Source organism: Bacillus sp. AFS098217 (genome assembly GCF_002551815.1).
Lineage (GTDB): Bacteria > Bacillota > Bacilli > Bacillales > Bacillaceae_G > Bacillus_A.
Map to the genome: position 1 here is coordinate 1 of NZ_NVPR01000072.1, position 17,485 is coordinate 17,485.

12 protein-coding genes and 1 pseudogene are annotated in these 17,485 nt (G+C 37.4%); 7 read left to right on the forward strand and 6 right to left on the reverse strand.

The annotated features are described in order from the left end of the window. Positions 1-891: 891 nt before the first annotated feature. The 6 genes from COO03_RS18725 (at position 892) to COO03_RS18750 (ending at position 11,594) form a co-directional block, all read left to right on the forward strand. Positions 892-3,759 carry a 2-oxoglutarate dehydrogenase E1 component gene (locus tag COO03_RS18725; RefSeq protein WP_097898601.1) on the forward strand — a complete coding sequence of 956 codons (2,868 nt, stop codon included), beginning with the start codon at positions 892-894 and terminating at the stop codon, positions 3,757-3,759. Positions 3,760-3,900: 141 nt separating this feature from the next. Then, a complete protein-coding gene (gene odhB, locus COO03_RS18730; protein WP_097898602.1) occupies positions 3,901-5,163 on the forward strand; it encodes a 2-oxoglutarate dehydrogenase complex dihydrolipoyllysine-residue succinyltransferase in 1,263 nt (420 codons plus the stop codon). A gap of 162 nt (positions 5,164-5,325) precedes the next feature. Then, positions 5,326-7,245: a putative thiazole-containing bacteriocin maturation protein gene (locus tag COO03_RS18735; RefSeq protein WP_097898603.1), complete on the forward strand. Its 1,920-nt coding sequence runs from the start codon at positions 5,326-5,328 to the stop codon at positions 7,243-7,245. Further along, on the forward strand, positions 7,245-9,197 hold the full coding sequence (locus COO03_RS18740; protein ID WP_097898604.1) for a TOMM precursor leader peptide-binding protein: 1,953 nt from the start codon (positions 7,245-7,247) through the stop codon (positions 9,195-9,197). Before COO03_RS18735 ends, COO03_RS18740 begins: the two co-directional genes overlap by 1 nt. Positions 9,198-9,311: 114 nt before the next feature. Continuing rightward, complete coding sequence (locus tag COO03_RS18745; RefSeq protein ID WP_097898605.1) at positions 9,312-10,880, forward strand: SagB family peptide dehydrogenase; 1,569 nt, start codon at positions 9,312-9,314, stop codon at positions 10,878-10,880. Between the two features lie 123 nt (positions 10,881-11,003). Continuing rightward, complete coding sequence (locus COO03_RS18750; protein ID WP_097898606.1) at positions 11,004-11,594, forward strand: class I SAM-dependent methyltransferase; 591 nt, start codon at positions 11,004-11,006, stop codon at positions 11,592-11,594. Positions 11,595-11,626: 32 nt separating this feature from the next. On the opposite strand, the gene COO03_RS18755 is transcribed toward COO03_RS18750, so the two are convergent. The 4 genes from COO03_RS18755 to COO03_RS18770 all read right to left on the reverse strand — a co-directional run bounded on the left by COO03_RS18755 (position 11,627) and on the right by COO03_RS18770 (position 14,609). Then, a complete protein-coding gene (locus tag COO03_RS18755; protein ID WP_097898607.1) occupies positions 11,627-12,037 on the reverse strand; it encodes a DUF3908 family protein in 411 nt (136 codons plus the stop codon). 190 nt (positions 12,038-12,227) lie between these two features. Next, complete coding sequence (locus COO03_RS18760; RefSeq protein ID WP_097898608.1) at positions 12,228-13,562, reverse strand: FAD-dependent oxidoreductase; 1,335 nt, start codon at positions 13,560-13,562, stop codon at positions 12,228-12,230. Between the two features lie 155 nt (positions 13,563-13,717). Beyond that, positions 13,718-13,804: a zinc-ribbon domain-containing protein gene (locus COO03_RS18765; RefSeq protein WP_097898609.1), complete on the reverse strand. Its 87-nt coding sequence runs from the start codon at positions 13,802-13,804 to the stop codon at positions 13,718-13,720. 19 nt (positions 13,805-13,823) lie between these two features. Further along, a complete protein-coding gene (locus COO03_RS18770; protein ID WP_097898610.1) occupies positions 13,824-14,609 on the reverse strand; it encodes a zinc ribbon domain-containing protein in 786 nt (261 codons plus the stop codon). Positions 14,610-15,019: 410 nt separating this feature from the next. Here COO03_RS18770 and COO03_RS18775 point away from each other — a divergent pair, with 410 nt between their 5' ends. After that, positions 15,020-15,853 (forward strand): hypothetical protein, encoded by an 834-nt coding sequence (locus tag COO03_RS18775; protein WP_097898611.1) that lies wholly within the window; start codon positions 15,020-15,022, stop codon positions 15,851-15,853. Between the two features lie 43 nt (positions 15,854-15,896). Here the strand turns inward: COO03_RS18775 and COO03_RS18780 are convergent, their stop codons facing one another. After that, positions 15,897-16,625, reverse strand: a complete 729-nt coding sequence (locus COO03_RS18780) for a DUF5694 domain-containing protein (RefSeq protein WP_097898612.1) — start codon at positions 16,623-16,625, stop codon at positions 15,897-15,899. 557 nt (positions 16,626-17,182) lie between these two features. Further along, positions 17,183-17,485, reverse strand: a pseudogene (locus COO03_RS18785) (IS200/IS605 family accessory protein TnpB-related protein); the annotation flags it as partial.

Below are 17,485 nucleotides of genomic sequence, written 5' to 3' on the forward strand. Positions count from 1 at the left end.
CGCATGTGGCTGAAAAAGGCACTGACCGCTTCTATGCATGGCCAGATCCTCTCTCTCATCTAAAAAGAGGAGTTTTATGTCGGTTTTTTAATTGATGTATATATAGCCAATTTTTCATTTTAAATCATTATTGAATATCATAGAAATGGAGAATAATAACAAATAAGAACACCCTAAACTATTCTGTTAAGATATTTCATTTCATCATTACTTAATCTACATAAAGAAATTTACTATAGCAATCATTCATCATTAGGAAAAATTAATATTGTTATATGCCCTTTATCTTTTTAAAATATTTCATTCTTTCTCACATATGAATAAAATGCGTTTACCGTTTTCAAGCATTTTTCCTCTATATTTGCAAAAACGGACGATTTATCAACCATTTTTAATTTATAATCACCACATATAAACAAATACTTCATTTTTTCTTTCAATATTTAACACTATCGAAATAAAGTTTATGATAAATTCATAATTTTTTATTTTTTATACTATATTCCGTTATATTGTTGTATAATATTCTTGAAAGCGCTTATTATTTTAATATACATAAATCAAATGTATTTTTGTTGAAAAATTCTAACAATTAAACTTGTATCTTAATCCGATGACTTTCGTTTTAAATACAGGTGTACCAAATGAATTCACCTATTTTTTCCTTAAAATTAGTTTACAACATGAAAGATTAACTTAGGTGATAAGTAATTGTGAATGTTTTTTTACAAAACGGATAAGTAATAATGTTTGGTATTATGTAAATTATTGTAATAACATATGAGTAAAGATAACATTTACATTCATTACTGGTTCATCAATTATGAAAAGAGCAAAATGCATCCTTTTTGTATAAAAAAAAGGATTACATGCATTGGGAGGTTTAATCAAATGACGAGGAAGAATACAACGACAAACCCTTGGGCCAAATTCCATGGTCCGAACCTTGGCTATGTTATTGAACAGTATGATCGTTACGTGACGGGAGAAGGTTCTGTTGATCCGGAATTACAAGAGCTTTTCGCAACTTTTGGAGCTCCTCCATTCCAAGCAGATGTCGTAACAGGGGACAACAAGGAAACAAATTTTTCTCCTCAAAGTACAGGAAACATTGAAAAAATTCTTAAAGCAGTGCAAGTTGTAGAGAATATCCGCTCATTCGGGCATCTATCGGCTCATATTAATCCAATGGAAGATCCTGCTGATGGACAATCTCTCATCCACACATTAATGCACGAATTAAGTGATGCAGATTTGAAAGCGATTCCAGCAAAAACAGTATGGCCAGATGCACCAAATGGTATTCACACAGCTCTTGATGTAATTCATAGATTAAAAGATGTTTATACAAAATCTTTAGCCTATGAATTTTCTCATGTACAAGATAGTGAAGAACGCGCGTGGTTGCATCAAATGGTGGAATCAAATTCCTTGCGTCAACCATTAACAAATAAAAAACGAACTGCTCTCTTAAAACGCTTAACAGCGGTTGAAAGTTTCGAGCAATTTTTGCATAAAACATTTGTTGGGCAAAAACGTTTCTCTATAGAAGGCGTCGATATGCTTGTGCCTGTACTGGATGAAGTTATTGCTGAAGGTACTAAAGCCGGCGTAAACGACGTAATGATTGGTATGGCTCACCGCGGCCGTCTAAGCGTTCTCGCTCACGTATTAGAAAAACCATATAGTCACATGTTCGCTGAGTTTAAACATGCAACTATAGAAGGTGTAAATAGTAATGCTGGCTGGACTGGCGACGTAAAATACCATTTAGGTAGAGAACAAGTTGTTGGCTCTGAAGATGCACATACACGTGTTACATTAGCGAACAATCCAAGTCACCTTGAATTTGTTAACCCAGTTGTTGAAGGTTATGCACGTGCTGCTCAAGAAAATCGCAAAACATCTGGTTATCCTGAGCAAGATGTTTCAAAATCTTTCGTAATTTTAGTTCATGGTGATGCTGCATTCCCTGGTCAAGGTATCGTATCTGAAACATTGAACTTAAGCAGATTAAACGCATATCAAACTGGCGGAACAATTCATGTTATTGCAAATAACGCAGTTGGTTTTACAACAGATAGCTATGATTCTCGTTCTACAAAATATTCAAGTGACCTTGCTAAAGGGTTCGATATTCCGATTGTTCATGTGAACGCTGATGACCCTGAAGCTTGTCTTGCTGCTGCTAACCTTGCGATTCAATATCGCATGCGTTTCAAGAAAGATTTCTTAATCGACTTAATCGGTTATCGTCGCTATGGTCATAATGAAATGGATGATCCAGCGGTTACACAACCACAAGTTTATAAGAAAATTAAAAAGCACCCAACTGTAAGAGCGATTTATGCAGATCAATTACAAGCTGAAGGCGTTCTAAATGCAGATGAGGTTGAAACAATTACGCAGTTTATTCAAGAACAATTAAAAGCTGAATACGCACAAGTACCACCAGCTGATACGGGTGATGCAGCAATTCACGTTAAAGTTCCAGACGTTGTTGCAAGAGGAATTCAACCGATTGATACTAGTATTTCGCTTGACACACTTCGTACAATTAATGAAGGTCTTTTAACTTGGCCTGAAGGCTTTAACGTATATCCGAAAGTGAAGAAAATTCTTGAGCGCCGTAAAGATGCTCTTGAAGAGAACGGTAAAATTGAGTGGGCACTTGCTGAATCGTTAGCATTCGCTTCTATTTTACAAGAAGGTACGCCAATTCGTTTAACTGGTCAAGATTCACAACGTGGTACGTTCGCACACCGTCATATCGTATTACATGATACAGAAACAAACGAAACATATTCACCGTTACATCGTTTGCCTAATATTAACGCATCATTCTCTGTTCATAACAGTCCGTTATCAGAGGCTGCTGTTGTTGGTTATGAATATGGTTACAATGTGTTCGCTCCAGAAACTCTTGTTATGTGGGAAGCACAATACGGTGACTTCTCAAATACTGCACAAGCATTATTTGATCAATATGTTTCAGCAGGAAGAGCAAAATGGGGTCAAAAATCAGGTCTAGTTCTTCTATTACCTCACGGTTATGAAGGTCAAGGACCAGAGCACTCTAGCGCTCGTCCAGAACGTTTCCTACAATTAGCTGCAGAAAACAACTGGACAGTTGCAAACTTAACAAGTGCGGCACAATACTTCCATATCTTGCGCCGTCAAGCATCTATCTTAGGAACAGAAGCTGTTCGACCGTTAGTAATTATGACGCCGAAAAGCTTATTACGTCACCCACTTACACTTTCAACAGGTAGCCAGTTAAGTGAAGGACATTTCCAACCTGCTTTAGAACAAGAAAACCTTGGTACAAAACCAAACAAAGTAAAACGTCTTGTTTTAACTACAGGTAAAATGGCAATTGATTTAGCAGCAGAAATCGAAAATGGTAAACATGAGTACAATTTAGATGAACTTCATATCGTTCGTATTGAGCAATTGTACCCATTCCCTGCTGAAAAAGTTCAATCTATTATGAAGCGCTTTAAAAACTTAGAAGAAATCATTTGGGTTCAAGAAGAACCTCGTAATATGGGCGCATGGCATTACATGGCTCCAATTCTGTTCGAACTAGCTGGCGATAAAGTGAAAACAGGATACATTGGACGCCCTGATCGTTCTAGCCCATCAGGTGGCGATCCATTTGCTCATAAAGCTGAGCAAGAACTAATTGTTGCACACACTTTAGACGTGAAATACAACTTCCGTCAAGATAAACAAGAAATCGAAGTTTACAGCAACTAAAAGGAAAAATAAGTTTTACTTGCTCACTTGGGTAGAATTTCTCCAAGGAACTTCTGCCCAAGTCGAGCTAAAAACTGGAGATTACCGAAGAAAAAAGAAGACAAAACACACCGTTAGGCAAATAAGGGGAGGACATTTAAAATGATCGAAATTAAAGTACCTGAGCTTGCAGAATCTATTACCGAAGGAACTATTTCACAATGGCTTATCAACGTAGGCGACAAAGTTGAGAAAGGTGGCAGCGTTGTTGAGCTTGAGACGGATAAAGTCAATGTAGAAATCATTGCAGAAGATTCAGGTATTGTAACACAACTACTAGGAGAACCTGGGGATACAGTTGACGTTGGCGCTACTATCGCTATTTTAGATGCAAACGGCGCAGCAGCAGTAAGCACACCTGCTCCAGCAGCAGCTCCAGAACAACCAAAACAAGAAGTTACTGAAGCACCAAAAGCTGCGGCTCCAAGTGCTGCACCAAGTACAACAACTTTACAAGGTCTTCCAAATACAGACCGCCCTATCGCATCACCTGCTGCTAGAAAAATGGCACGTGAATTAGGAATCGACTTAAACGATGTACGTAGCACAGATCCACTTGGACGTGTGAGACCACATGATGTACAAGCTCACGCTGCAGCACCGAAAGAAGCACCGGCTGCTCCAAAACAAAGTCCAGCTCCAGTTGCAAAAACTGAATTCGAAAAACCAGTTGAGCGCGTGAAAATGTCCCGCCGCCGTCAAACAATTGCAAAACGTCTTGTAGAAGTTCAACAAACATCTGCTATGTTAACTACATTTAACGAAGTTGATATGAGTGCAATCATGGAATTACGTAAAGAACGCAAAGATGCTTTCGAGAAAAAACATGATGTACGTCTTGGCTTTATGTCATTCTTCACAAAAGCAGTTGTTGCAGCATTAAAACAATTCCCATTATTAAATGCTGAAATTCAAGGCGACGAGCTTATCATTAAAAAATTCTATGATATCGGTATTGCAGTAGCAGCTCCAGATGGATTAGTTGTTCCAGTTGTACGCGATGCTAACCAATTGAACTTCGCTGAAATCGAAAGCGAAATTCGTGAATTAGGTAAAAAAGCACGCGATAACAAACTTTCATTAAAAGAATTACAAGGTGGTACATTTACAATTACAAACGGTGGCGTGTTCGGTTCTCTAATGTCGACACCAATCCTAAACAGCCCACAAGTAGGTATTCTAGGAATGCATAAAATCCAAGTACGCCCAGTTGCAATCGATAACGAGCGTATGGAAAACCGTCCAATGATGTACCTTGCACTATCTTACGATCACCGTATTGTTGATGGTAAAGAAGCAGTTAGCTTCCTTGTTGCTGTGAAAGATATGCTTGAAGATCCAAAATCATTATTATTAGAAGGTTGATAGACTTTCTAAATCATACTGGCTGCATGAAAGAATCGATGTATTCGATCTTTCATGCAGCCTTTTTTATTACACAGACATTAACGAATTCATAAGGGACAAATCACAGTACATACACTAATAATGTGCGCCTAGAAAAATTAGCTCATAAGGAGGAATACAATGAGTGCTCTGCCAGCTTCCTCAAAACTAAAAATGAACAAAGATACCGTTTTCCTCCCCGACTCAAACGGGGGTGTCTATTTTAGAAATAACTCCAGTTCGTTCCGAATGGAAGGTAACGGTATTTATGAATGGATTGAAAAATTAATGCCTATGTTTAATGGGGGTCAGACTTTGGAAGAACTAACAAATGGCCTCCCCCTCCCTTATCAAAATAGGGTATTTGAAATTGGAGAGCTTTTGTACCAAAATGGTTTTGTCCGAGATGTAAGTCAAGATTCTCCTCATCAATTAGAGGATACATTACTTGAAAGGTACGCATCACAAATTGAATTTTTAGAGACATCCTCTCACTCCGGTGCCCTAAAATTTCAAATGTACCGACAAGCTAAAGTTTTAGCAATTGGATCTGGTTCTATTTTCACTTCATTAATTTCTTCTTTACTTGAATCTGGTTTACCCGAATTTCACTATCTTATTACTGATGCTGATGCAACAAATCGCTCTCGGCTAAACGAACTGATCCAAAAAGCCCACGCTACCGATCAAGATGTATGTGTTCATGAAATAGATACAACGAGAGATTGTTCTTTGCAGGAAGTTTTCCAGCCTTTTGATTGGATTCTATATGTATCTCAAAATAGCAATATTGAAAAACTACGAGCTCTGCACACAATTTGTAGAGAAGAAAAGAAAAACTTAATTCCTGCTCTATATTTGCAGCAAGTCGGTTTGGCAGGCCCTGTCATTACTTCAGATTCTGAAGAATGTTGGGAATCAGCATGGCACCGTATGCATGAAACCGCCCTTCAACAAGATCAATCACCAGAACCCTTCTCTCCAATTGCTGGCGCTATGTTAGCAAATATTATTGTTTTTGAGCTATTTAAACATGTTACAGGTGCTTCAAGCAGGGAGAAAAACAAGCAATTCTTTTTACTAAATCTAGAAACGCTTGAAGGCAATTGGCATCATTTTATTAAACATCCGCTTATAGCCACTAAAAGCTTTACGATAGAGATGATACAAGACCTTGATACAACTCTCGAACGACATGCAAACCCAAATCATTCGAATGACCTTTTTCGTTTTTTTGACAAGTTAACTTCAAGCACTTCTGGCATTTTTCATATATGGGATGAACGAGACTTACAGCAATTACCGTTGTCTCAATGTTATATTCAAGTCGCAAATCCATTATCAGAAGGACCTACTACGCTCCTCCCTACTATCATTTGCGGCGGATTGACTCATAACGAAGCAAGGCGCGAAGCAGGCCTAACTGGAATTGAAGCATACGTAACTCAAATGATTGACTTTCTTCTTCCTGAACAAGATGATTTTATCGGAATTGGAGCTGGAGAAACAATGTTAGAAGGGGTGTATCGCTCATTACAAAATTATTTAGCACACACATTGAGTACAAGGAAACAAAGTCAAACTGAAGAAATTATGCCACTACAATTAACAGAAATTCATGATAAACATTGCCGCTTTTACTTAGATGCACTCCGCGTCGTACACGGGACGCCAGAAATAGGAATTGGTGAAGAAATACTAGGTTTCCCTGTTGTTTGGGTCCGCGTAAACAACCAGTGGTATGGCAGTGCCAATCTAAATGTGACATTAGCACTAAGAAGCGCATTACAACAAGCACTACTCCATATCCAGAACCAAGATGTCCCCTATAACTCTACTATATTATGGGATTCATCTGTCCTTTTACATGATGCAGATTCATTTAGAATTGAAATACAAGAAGAAGAAGAGATTCCACAGTTAAATTCTTTACAATTGGCCTTACAGCATTTAAAAGAACATAATCTTCACCCCTACGTCCTCGATCTAGCAATTGAACCATTTTTACAAGAAGGATTAGGCGGTGTAATTGGTGTGGTAATAAAAGAGGAGGTAGACTGATGGATCGTAAAATATTAATTGTAGGAGATGGCCTACTTGCAGACTATGTAAATCAGCAATTATCTGTTCACTATCCTATCATTCATCGACATACACTTGAAGAATGCCTCCCTGAAAATATTCATCTCGCTCTCGTATTACACGATGGTTCTCCTCTCTCTATACATCATACAGCTGAAGAAATCTTTCGCTCTGCTAACATCCCTTGGCTTCGTGGCTTTACTTCATTTGGTGAAGGGATTATTGGCCCTTATGTTAGGCCGAATCAACCGGGATGTTCCCATTGTGCTGATGCAAGACGTTTTATCGCTAGCTTTGACCAAAAAGAAATGTGGCAATTACAACGGAAATATTCCTTAAAAACAGATGATGTCATACAGCGAGATATATGTGCAACACAAACTGGATTACTGCAAATGTGCCACCTTATTCATGCTGAAACAGAAAAGATACTATCCAAAGGGCATACCTCTTTAGCTGAAGAGCTAATTTTTCTTAACTTGCAAACATTCCAAGCTTCACGTCATCCATTTCTTCCCGATCCTCTATGCCCGGTGTGTAGTACAATACGTGACGACTCTGCAGCGGCTGCCTCACTTTCGCTACAACCAAGCTTTAAAACGAACGATGCAAGTTACCGGTGTCGTTCTATCAAAGATTTAAATACATTTTTGGCTAAAGATTATTTAGATTATCGGACTGGACTTTTAAACGGGAAAATGCAACATACCTTATTACCATTCGCTGATGTCATTGTAAATATGCCGTTACTCCTCGGTAATGAAGGAGTTGCAGGTCGAACACATTCGTTCGCAATTAGCGAGGCAACGGCTATTTTAGAAGGATTAGAAAGATATTGCGGAATGGCGCCTCGCGGGAAACGGACAAATGTTCATGGTAGTTACCGAGATTTCGAAGATACTGCCATCAATCCTCTCACAATTGGTGTACATACAGCTGAACATTATAGAAGAGCAGACTTCCCGTTCAAACCATTTGATCCTGATTACCCTCAAGATTGGGTATGGGCGTATTCTTTATTACAAAACCGTCCAGTTTTAGTCCCGGAATCTATTGCGTATTATAGTCTAGGACATAGAGACGCCTTTGTCTACGAAACTTCAAACGGCTGTGCAATTGGAGGCAGTTTAGAAGAAGCGATTTTCCATGGTATTTTAGAAATCGTCGAACGCGATGCTTTCTTGCTAACTTGGTATGCACAATTGCCACTTCCCCGCCTTGATCTAGCTTCTGCGGACGATGTGGAATTACAATGGATGATCGAACGAATGCGCACGATTACAGGCTATGATTTACATGTTTTTGATGCAACGATGGAGCACGGTATTCCAAGCATATGGGCTATTGCCAAAAATACAAAACAAGATGGAATGAATCTCGTCTGTGCAGGCGGTGCCCATATGGAACCACTACGGGCTATTAAAAATGCGATCCATGAATTAGCAGGTATGTTGCTTATCATGGATGAAAACTTGGAAGCAAACAGACAAAAATACGAACAATGTTTACATGATCCTTATCTTGTCAGCCAAATGGAAGATCATAGTATGCTATATGGCTTACCAGAGGCCGAAGAACGCCTTCATTTTTTATTAAACGACGATCGCACTGTACAAAAAACATTTCTACAAATGAATCATCTAAAATCTACCGATAGAGATTTAACTTCAGATTTGCGCCATCTTTTAGATCGATTACACCAATCAGGCCTTGAAGTCATCGTCATTGACCAGACTGTTCCTCTCATAGAGAAAAATGGATTATCTTGTGTGAAAGTACTGATTCCTGGTATGTTACCAATGACATTCGGTCATCATCTCACTCGCACAACAGGACTACAAAGAGCACTTACCGTACCAATGAAACTTAGATATACCGATGAGCCACTTACATTTGAACAACTGAACAAACATCCACACCCATTTCCATAAGCTACGATAAAGTGAAACGTTAATCAGTAAAACTTTCTCTGTCCCCTACCTCTCTTCCTTTGCTTTTGTTAAATATTGAGGTAGGGGTATTCCTAATAAGGAGGCCGATTGTTGATGCAACTAGAAATATTTCTACACCATTTACATTTTTCTATCGATGAAATTATGTTTCAAAATAAGGAAGTTGACTGGGACGATGCACCGCTTCCCTATAAATTATACCGAAATTTACCCGTCATTCCTCTTTCTTTAGACGTACCGTTAACACTGCGAGATCAAAATATGTCTAGTGAGCCTACTCTAGAGCAAATCGGGCATTGTCTCTGGTATACATTTGGTCTCACTCAATTGTGCCAGCCTTCTTTCGACTTAGAAGAGCAAAACTCAGCAAGTATATTTCGAAGATTTATTCCTTCTGGCGGAGCTTTATATCCAAATGAATTATATGTATATTTAAAGCTCAGTCATTACCCACATGGAATCTACCATTATGACGCAGCACATCATCGCCTTGTTTTACTGCGCGAAGGAAACTTTGACTCTTATCTCACGGAGGCACTCGGAAATCGCTGCAATCTATCCGCTTGTTTTGGTGCCGCCTTTGTATCAACAATGTTTTGGAAAAACTTCTTTAAATATAATAATTTTTCTTATCGTCTCCAAGGTCTAGATACCGGTGTCCTCATTGGTCAATTACTAGAATCCTCTAAACAATTCGGCTATACATCTGGTGTGTATTATCAATTTCTAGATCGAGCAATTAATCATTTACTTGGACTACATGAACAAGAGGAAAGTGTGTATGCAGTTATTCCATTATCCACTCAATATGCCGATACATGGTTTTACCAAGATAACAGATCCGGCGTAAATGTTACATCTTATGAGCTGTCAGGGCAGATTCCTCTTCTGCAACATGAACACTTTGTTCGCTCCAAAAATATTACCGAGTATCCCATTATAACCAAAATGAATGCAGCATCCATACTAGAATCAACAGAGCAGTTTCGAACTGTGACAGAAGAAACAACGGCTCCACATCACACACAAACTTTAGCACTACCCAAGCTGCAGCGATTATCATACGATTTCGCAACTGTTTGCCAAAAGCGTTATTCACCTGATGTAGATTTTTCCTTAAAGAAATTAAATCAAACACAACTAGCTGCCTTACTTCAAGAAGCATGTCTTTCTTTTCCTTATCAAAATGATTTAGACGGAAAACATATTCATCCAAAAGCACGCGTCTCACTGTATGGATGCTTTTATAACGTAGACGGCATACCAAATGGTGCCTATTCCTATGACAGCAACACACACACATTAGGACAGATTCAAACCGGGGACCTTCGTTATCCTCTACATTCAGGTATGACTATGGATAATGTGAACCTCTTCCAAGTACCACTCTGTCTGCATGTAATAGGTAATAAAGATTATTTGAAAAATGATTTTGGATATAGAGGGTATCGGATTCAACAAATGGAAGCCGGTATACTTGTTCATAGGCTCGTCTTAGCTGCCTCTTCAATGGGCATGGGAGGGCACCCGCTCTTAGGCTTTGATGTCAACCTTTGTGATACATTATATGAAATTGATACAACTCGAAAAACCACTCTTATTCAAATTCCCGTTGGTTTCCATCGCCCTCGCACTTGGTTAAAAGGGTATTTGCATAGTTAAAAATCTGCCCTATGCTTCGTACATTGTACTAGCATAGGGCAGATTTTTTTAAAGGATTTGAATTATCTAAAGCGAATATGCAAATTTAGGAATTTCATTTCATATATATAAGGAGAGATAAGGTTGAGCGTATTACAAAAATTAATTGAACAGGCTAAAAACCCTAGAGGTTCTATCGGTTCTTCCATGCTTTGTATTATGAATACTGCACATACAAGATTAACAAATTGGGGTTTGCAAAAAATAAATGTACGTAAAGATGCAGTCATACTAGATGTTGGCTGCGGCGGCGGTAAAACGATACATACCCTTTCCAAGATGAATCCCGCCGGAAAAATATACGGGATTGATTACTCGGAAAAAGCTGTCGAGAATTCAATAAAAACCAATATAAAAGATGTAAAAAATGAAAAGGTAATGATTCATCAAGCAAGCGTATCTTCTATTCCATTTCGTGATAACTTTTTCGATCTTATTACTGCCTTTCAAACCCATTATTTTTGGCCTGATTTAAAGAATGATATACAAGAAGTTTTCCGCGTGCTAAAACCAAATGGTTCTTTTCTAATTGTTGCTGAAACCTTTAAAATCAATTATCATATGCAAAAATTTAAAACAACGGAAGAATTAGTGAACCTTTTTTATACTACTGGATTTCAGCATGTAGAATTTCATGAGGAAAAAGGCTGCCTTTGTATAGTAGGCTGTAAATGAAAAAGCAGACCTCCTAAGGTCTGCTTTCACTACTAAAGCAATTTGAATATACTTTTAATCTGTCTTGCAAACAGCCAATTCTTCGCGCCACAATTATCATTTAAACTATCTAGCATAATAGATTTTCCGTTAGAGAACTCTAGCTGTAATATTGTATTTTTATCATTTGTTTTCAGGCTTGTATCTGTAATATCTTCGTACTTTAATTTTTCAACTTGAATATATTCTTCTTGCTCCTGACCAACGACAACATGATCTTGGAAGAAAAAGAATACCTCAGCTTTTTTTCCAAAACAAAATACATGTTTCGGGTAAATTAATGTAGCGTTATCAATCGCAATACATAATTCCTTCATTTCTTGGACAACTTCTCCAAAGTCCTCCTCTTGTCTTGCATTTGATTCTACAATCCATTCTTCTACTGTTTTCATATTTATCGACATTTCTGATCCTCCTGCACCATTCATTGCTAGCCTTTTGTCTATAAATCTTACTTCTTATGTATGAAAAAAATAAATACTATATGAAAATATAATGGATAAGCACTACCTTTTTCAAGGAAAAATATGATTTCCGATCTCTTTTTTATAATTTGATGTTTTCAAAACGAAAAATAGCACTTCTGTAAAAGTGCTATTCCGCTCGCCTTGCTGCTTGTTGAATTGGATCCCAAACACTGTTGTATGGCGGCGAATAACTTAAATCGACATCCTCTAAATCATGAATGCTCATTTTATGAAATAGTGCCATTGCGATGACATCAATTCGTTTATCCACGCCTTCTTCTCCAATTACTTGTCCGCCTAATAATTGCTTTGTATCAGACCTGTATACTAATTTCACATACAGTGGTGTGGCACTTGGATAATAACCGGCCATATTTGTTGAATCTATTTTCACCGTTTTATATGGTATTTTCAGTCCACTTGCTTCTTTTTCGTTTAAACCCGTTCTCGCTAATGTGAGCCCCATAAATTTGATAATACTAGTTCCGAGAGTTCCTTTAAATGATCTTCTTTTATCAATCATATTGAGTCCGGCAAGCCGACCTTGCTTATTCGCAGTAGTACCGATCGGAATATGATCTTGAGTTTCTTTTATCAGATGATAGTGCGTTGCGCAATCTCCAGCTGCATAAATGTCTTCAACACTTGTTTGCATATAGGCATTTACTTCTATAGCCCCTTTGTTATTTGTGCGTATATTGGTCCCTTCAAGAAAATCTGTATTCGGTTTTACACCAACTGACACTAATACAAGATCTGTTTTATATGTTCCTTTGCCTGTTTCAATCCATTCTACTTTTCCTTTTCCTGTAAAAGCTTTCACATTTTCATTTGTTAAAATTTCAATATGATGCTTCGCTGCTTCTTCATGTATATAGGCTGCCATATCAGCATCATAAAGTGTGCCAATATGATTATTTCGCTCAATTATTCTCACCTTTTTTCCAAGCTCTACAAACGTTTCAGCCATTTCAAGACCAATGGCCCCGCCACCAATAATCGTAACTTGCTTCACATGCTGTTCTTTTAATGTCTCCAGTATTCTATGGGCATCTGGAATGGTTTTCAAAAGGTGAACTCCTTGTAGATTTCCCCCTTCCCAATCTGGCATAACAGGTCTCACTCCCGTTGCAATTAGTAACCGATCATATTTATATTGAAATACATCTTTTGTATTTGTATGTATACCATGGACAATTTTACTTTCAGTATCAATTCGTGTCACCTCATGATGCACCTTCGCATCAATCCCATATTTATCACGAAATACTGTAACATCTCTTGCAATTAATTTCTTAGTAGAAGCAATGACACCGCTAATAACGTACGGAAGCCCGCACTGTGCATATGAGTATATTTCACCTTTTTCTAGTGCAACAACATTCGCATCTTTATCATTTCTAATAATTTGCATTGCCGCACTCATACCAGCTGCATCACCGCCAATAATTACATAGTTCACTTTACCACTCCTTTATTCCGCTCTACTCTTTACATTCTCCAAATTCGCCTTAAATAACACTTTTTTTCTTTACAAATTCCTTATATAATATCTACTCCCTTTTTTACCGTCCAAATAGAAAAAGGTACACCAGCATGATCGCCACTGTACCTGTTTTAAATACTTTCTCTTTCTGTCCCGCAACTTTGACAAAATTGTATACCATCTGTTAACTGTGAACCACACTTTGTACATACATTCATCCGTCCAGTCACCTTCTCATTAGAAGCCTGTCAATCCGCTAGTTAAGGCCTCAATTACTGTCCTAATGTACGACCAAAGTACAATCCATGTTGCAATTCCAATACAAATATTTGCGATAATAAGCGTATAAACTGGATCTAATCCACCTCTATCTAACTTTAATATGGCTACAATTGTACTAATGCTCATACAAGTTACGGCAATCCATAGTAAAAGTGGCAATAAAAAGATTAATAAGAAACTAAAAAGAAAAGCTATTACTAATAAAGCAACAACTGGCGTCGCTACCGTTCCCCATATACCAAGTGCCTCTAAAAAAGAAAAAGATGATCTCATAAGCTTGCCACTTACAAAAATAATAAATCCAATAAAAATCGTTAAAATTAGTAAAAAGAAAAAGACCGTTGCAGACTCTCCAAAAAATGAAGGAGTAGCTACATCCGCCACAAGCGTCCTCGTAACCGCTGTCGCCGCACTCATCATTCGATAAAAAATACATGCTCCTAAAAAGCAAATAAGCACAAGACTTACAATTCCATTTCCCACTTCAATGTGTCCACTTTTCATAATTGCTGTAGGCGCTTTTAAAGCATTTTTAAAGAATTGAAAATACCCACTCGCAAATTGCTTTGCCTGTTCTACCGTTTCATTTGAACGACTTGCCTGTACAGGTTCCGTTCGTGATAATTGCTGCTCTTCTTCCTTCACACCGCTTTCTACAGCTTGTTCTGTCAATGCCCGCCCACAATTTTCACAAAATTTTGCTTCATCTGTATTCTCCGCATTACAGCTCGGACACATCATTCTATCATCCCCCTTAGCAATATATCTTCTAAGCTGTTACAAATTCAATATATGTTGTCGGACATAAAACATGACTACAAGAAAAATAATATGAAATCTTTCTTTTGAAATGAACAACGAAAGCAAATATATATATGTTAGCAATCTATAAAAATAATGCTATTATGAAAAATAGCTATATAAATCCATTTTAATTTTTCGACATCTAAATTCCTGCTATGCAGAATACGAAGTAACCTGCACTCGTTTGCTCTTTCTGTTTTTACTTCGCATGTGGCAGAAAAGAGCCCTGACCGCTTCTATGCATGGCCAGATGCTCTCTCCCATCTAAAAAGAGGGGTTTTATGTCGTTTTTTAATTGATATATATAACAATATTTTTAACACTATAAAAAGATTGGATGAAAGACGATGGAATTCGCAAACTCACTGTTTCAAATATTCCTTACAAGCGTGATCCAATTGTTTTCTTTAATTGGCATCATCATTGTAATCGGATTTATATTAGGCTATCTAGAATCACTTACACGAACATATTGGTCGAGAGCTTTCGGAAGAAAAGGCTTCCTTTTAACAGCGTGGATTGGTGTTCCGATTCATGAGCTTGGACACGCGATTATGTGCGTATTATTTGGGCATAAAATTGTAGCGACTCAGTTCTTTCCGACAAATACAAGTGGCGGGGCTTTAGGTTACGTACAACATCAATATAACCGAGGAAATATATATCAACGAATCGGTAATTTCTTTATCGGTATTGGTCCCATTTTCTCTGGCATTACTGCATTAATACTTTTAATGTACTATTTCGTACCAGAGTCGTATTCTGTATTTAATCATACGCTTGAAACAACGACTCAATCTACTTCTATCAATATAGAAATGATCCAAAATATGTTTTTATCAGCATTCTTTTTATTAAAAAGTTTATTTACAATGAACAACTTATTTAACCCTTCGTTTTGGCTATTTTTATTTATCGCGATTTGCATCTCCGCGCATATTGCTTTAAGTAAGCCAGATATAGAAGGTTCAGTAGACGGTGTAATTGCGATGTTTATTGTACTATTCTTATTCAATGTAGTAGCAGGACTCTTTCAATACGACAGCAATCAACTCATCGGAAAAGTTATGAAATACAATATGTACATCATTGCGTTTTCTAGTGTAGCTTTGCTTTTTTCTTGTATTTCTACATTGATAAGCTACGTTTTTTATAAGATTAGAAGGAGTAGTTCATTTTAAATATGAAAAAGGTATCCAAGCAATGTTTGCTCGGATACCTTTTTTACTTCAATGCATGATGATTTTCATAAAGATAATTTTGTGGTGATACGACTACGCAATTTTCACCTTCTTCAAGAAACTTGGAGACTATAGAGCAATGTGAAGAACCTACTATAAATAAAATGCGTTCTTCAGGCGAATCAATTAAACGAGCGATATTAGAGTACATAATTAAATTTCTTTTGTACCACCACGTTAGCCATTCCATTCCGACGTAATGACCAAAATCACCTATACGTGCCATGTTTACGTATAATTTATGTAGTTTATTAAGTAATACTGGATCATTCAATTCTTTATAAAAGTCTAAAACACTCTTATCATCTGTTAATTCTAGTTCGGGTACCCAACCGAATATTTCTTCAAAAAGTTGTGGCTGATTCTTTTTTGCCCATCCATGCACTTCCCAAACATCTGTAACGTCGCTTCCGCCCATCCAATCAACTGCGTAAATTTGTTCATGCTGTAAGTTTGCAGCCATTCGAAAACCGATTTGATCTATTTCATTCAACACTAACTTGTAAGTACCTAGTTTGTACTGTTTGAATTGTTCATTCAATCTATCATTCTCATCTGTAATCACTTCGACTGCAATTTTTGTTGGACTAAACTTCTGCACGAAAGAAACAAGTTCCTCGATTTCTGCTTGTCTCCTATCAGATAATAACTCTTCATGCTCGCTCATATGGCATGATCCTAATACTAGAACTTTCGGTTTATGCTCCTCCATTTCCATCCTCCTTACATGTATAACAACCGCACTGAAATCAGAATATTAAATCTAATATTATCGTATCAACACTATATTTGTAAATAATTAACTATCATTCTTTGTTTTAGTATAAAAATAAACCAAACACTTTTCAGCATCTGGTTTATTTTTGTTACCTTGATGGCTTTGGCCTTACTAAGGCTCCTTTTTATTTAGTCACTTTTTTCATTTTACTTACAAAAAGACTAATAATACCGATAGTTAACAATGAATAACCCATTGGTAGTAATTGAACTACCCCCACCTACCTCTACATGAGCTTGAGGTGGGAGATTCTACTGTTTCTGCCCGCGCAAAAACACTTCCTCTCGTTCAACAAAAAGGATACAACGATTTAGAAATTCAGTAGTGTCCTTAGGCAAGACGACCTCTTTCTGTCTTCCGAGGAAAACAGAAAAGGTATAGCCACTTTCTTTCTATATCGAGGAGAAGACCACCTTGTCATGCATCCAGTTCCTAGACCTGTTATCTGCTCTGGTAACAAGCGTAAGAGACTGGGACAAGGGGTTCTTTTTTCATGATACAAACATTTTTGCTAGTTTTTTCTTTTCACCTTCAAGTAAGTCTAATCGCTCAATTTGTAATGCCTCTTTCGGCTGATTCACATCATATAACTGATAGAAATGACGGGTACGAATATCCAGTCGATTGTGTAATTGATGCCAATGACTCCAGTGGTGCGCTTCTTTCTTTAGAATATAAGGCTGAAGCACTTGAGGTACTTTTTCTTTATACCCTAACCCACGACGCCCAACCGTAAAAGCTGCGGAATGATGAATAGATATCCCGAGTTTTCGCAGATATTTCATCTTTCCTGA

Bases quoted from the DNA above. Each gene is read 5' to 3' on its own strand.
- COO03_RS18770 (WP_097898610.1), bottom strand. From the start codon at position 14,609: ATGATGTGTCCGAGCTGTAATGCGGAGAATACAGATGAAGCAAAATTT.
- COO03_RS18765 (WP_097898609.1), bottom strand. From the start codon at position 13,804: ATGAATGTATGTACAAAGTGTGGTTCACAGTTAACAGATGGTATACAA.
- COO03_RS18740 (WP_097898604.1), top strand. From the start codon at position 7,245: ATGGATCGTAAAATATTAATTGTAGGAGATGGCCTACTTGCAGACTAT.
- COO03_RS18745 (WP_097898605.1), top strand. From the start codon at position 9,312: ATGCAACTAGAAATATTTCTACACCATTTACATTTTTCTATCGATGAA.
- odhB (WP_097898602.1), top strand. From the start codon at position 3,901: ATGATCGAAATTAAAGTACCTGAGCTTGCAGAATCTATTACCGAAGGA.
- COO03_RS18775 (WP_097898611.1), top strand. From the start codon at position 15,020: ATGGAATTCGCAAACTCACTGTTTCAAATATTCCTTACAAGCGTGATC.
- COO03_RS18725 (WP_097898601.1), top strand. From the start codon at position 892: ATGACGAGGAAGAATACAACGACAAACCCTTGGGCCAAATTCCATGGT.
- COO03_RS18780 (WP_097898612.1), bottom strand. From the start codon at position 16,625: ATGGAGGAGCATAAACCGAAAGTTCTAGTATTAGGATCATGCCATATG.
- COO03_RS18755 (WP_097898607.1), bottom strand. From the start codon at position 12,037: ATGTCGATAAATATGAAAACAGTAGAAGAATGGATTGTAGAATCAAAT.
- COO03_RS18735 (WP_097898603.1), top strand. From the start codon at position 5,326: ATGAGTGCTCTGCCAGCTTCCTCAAAACTAAAAATGAACAAAGATACC.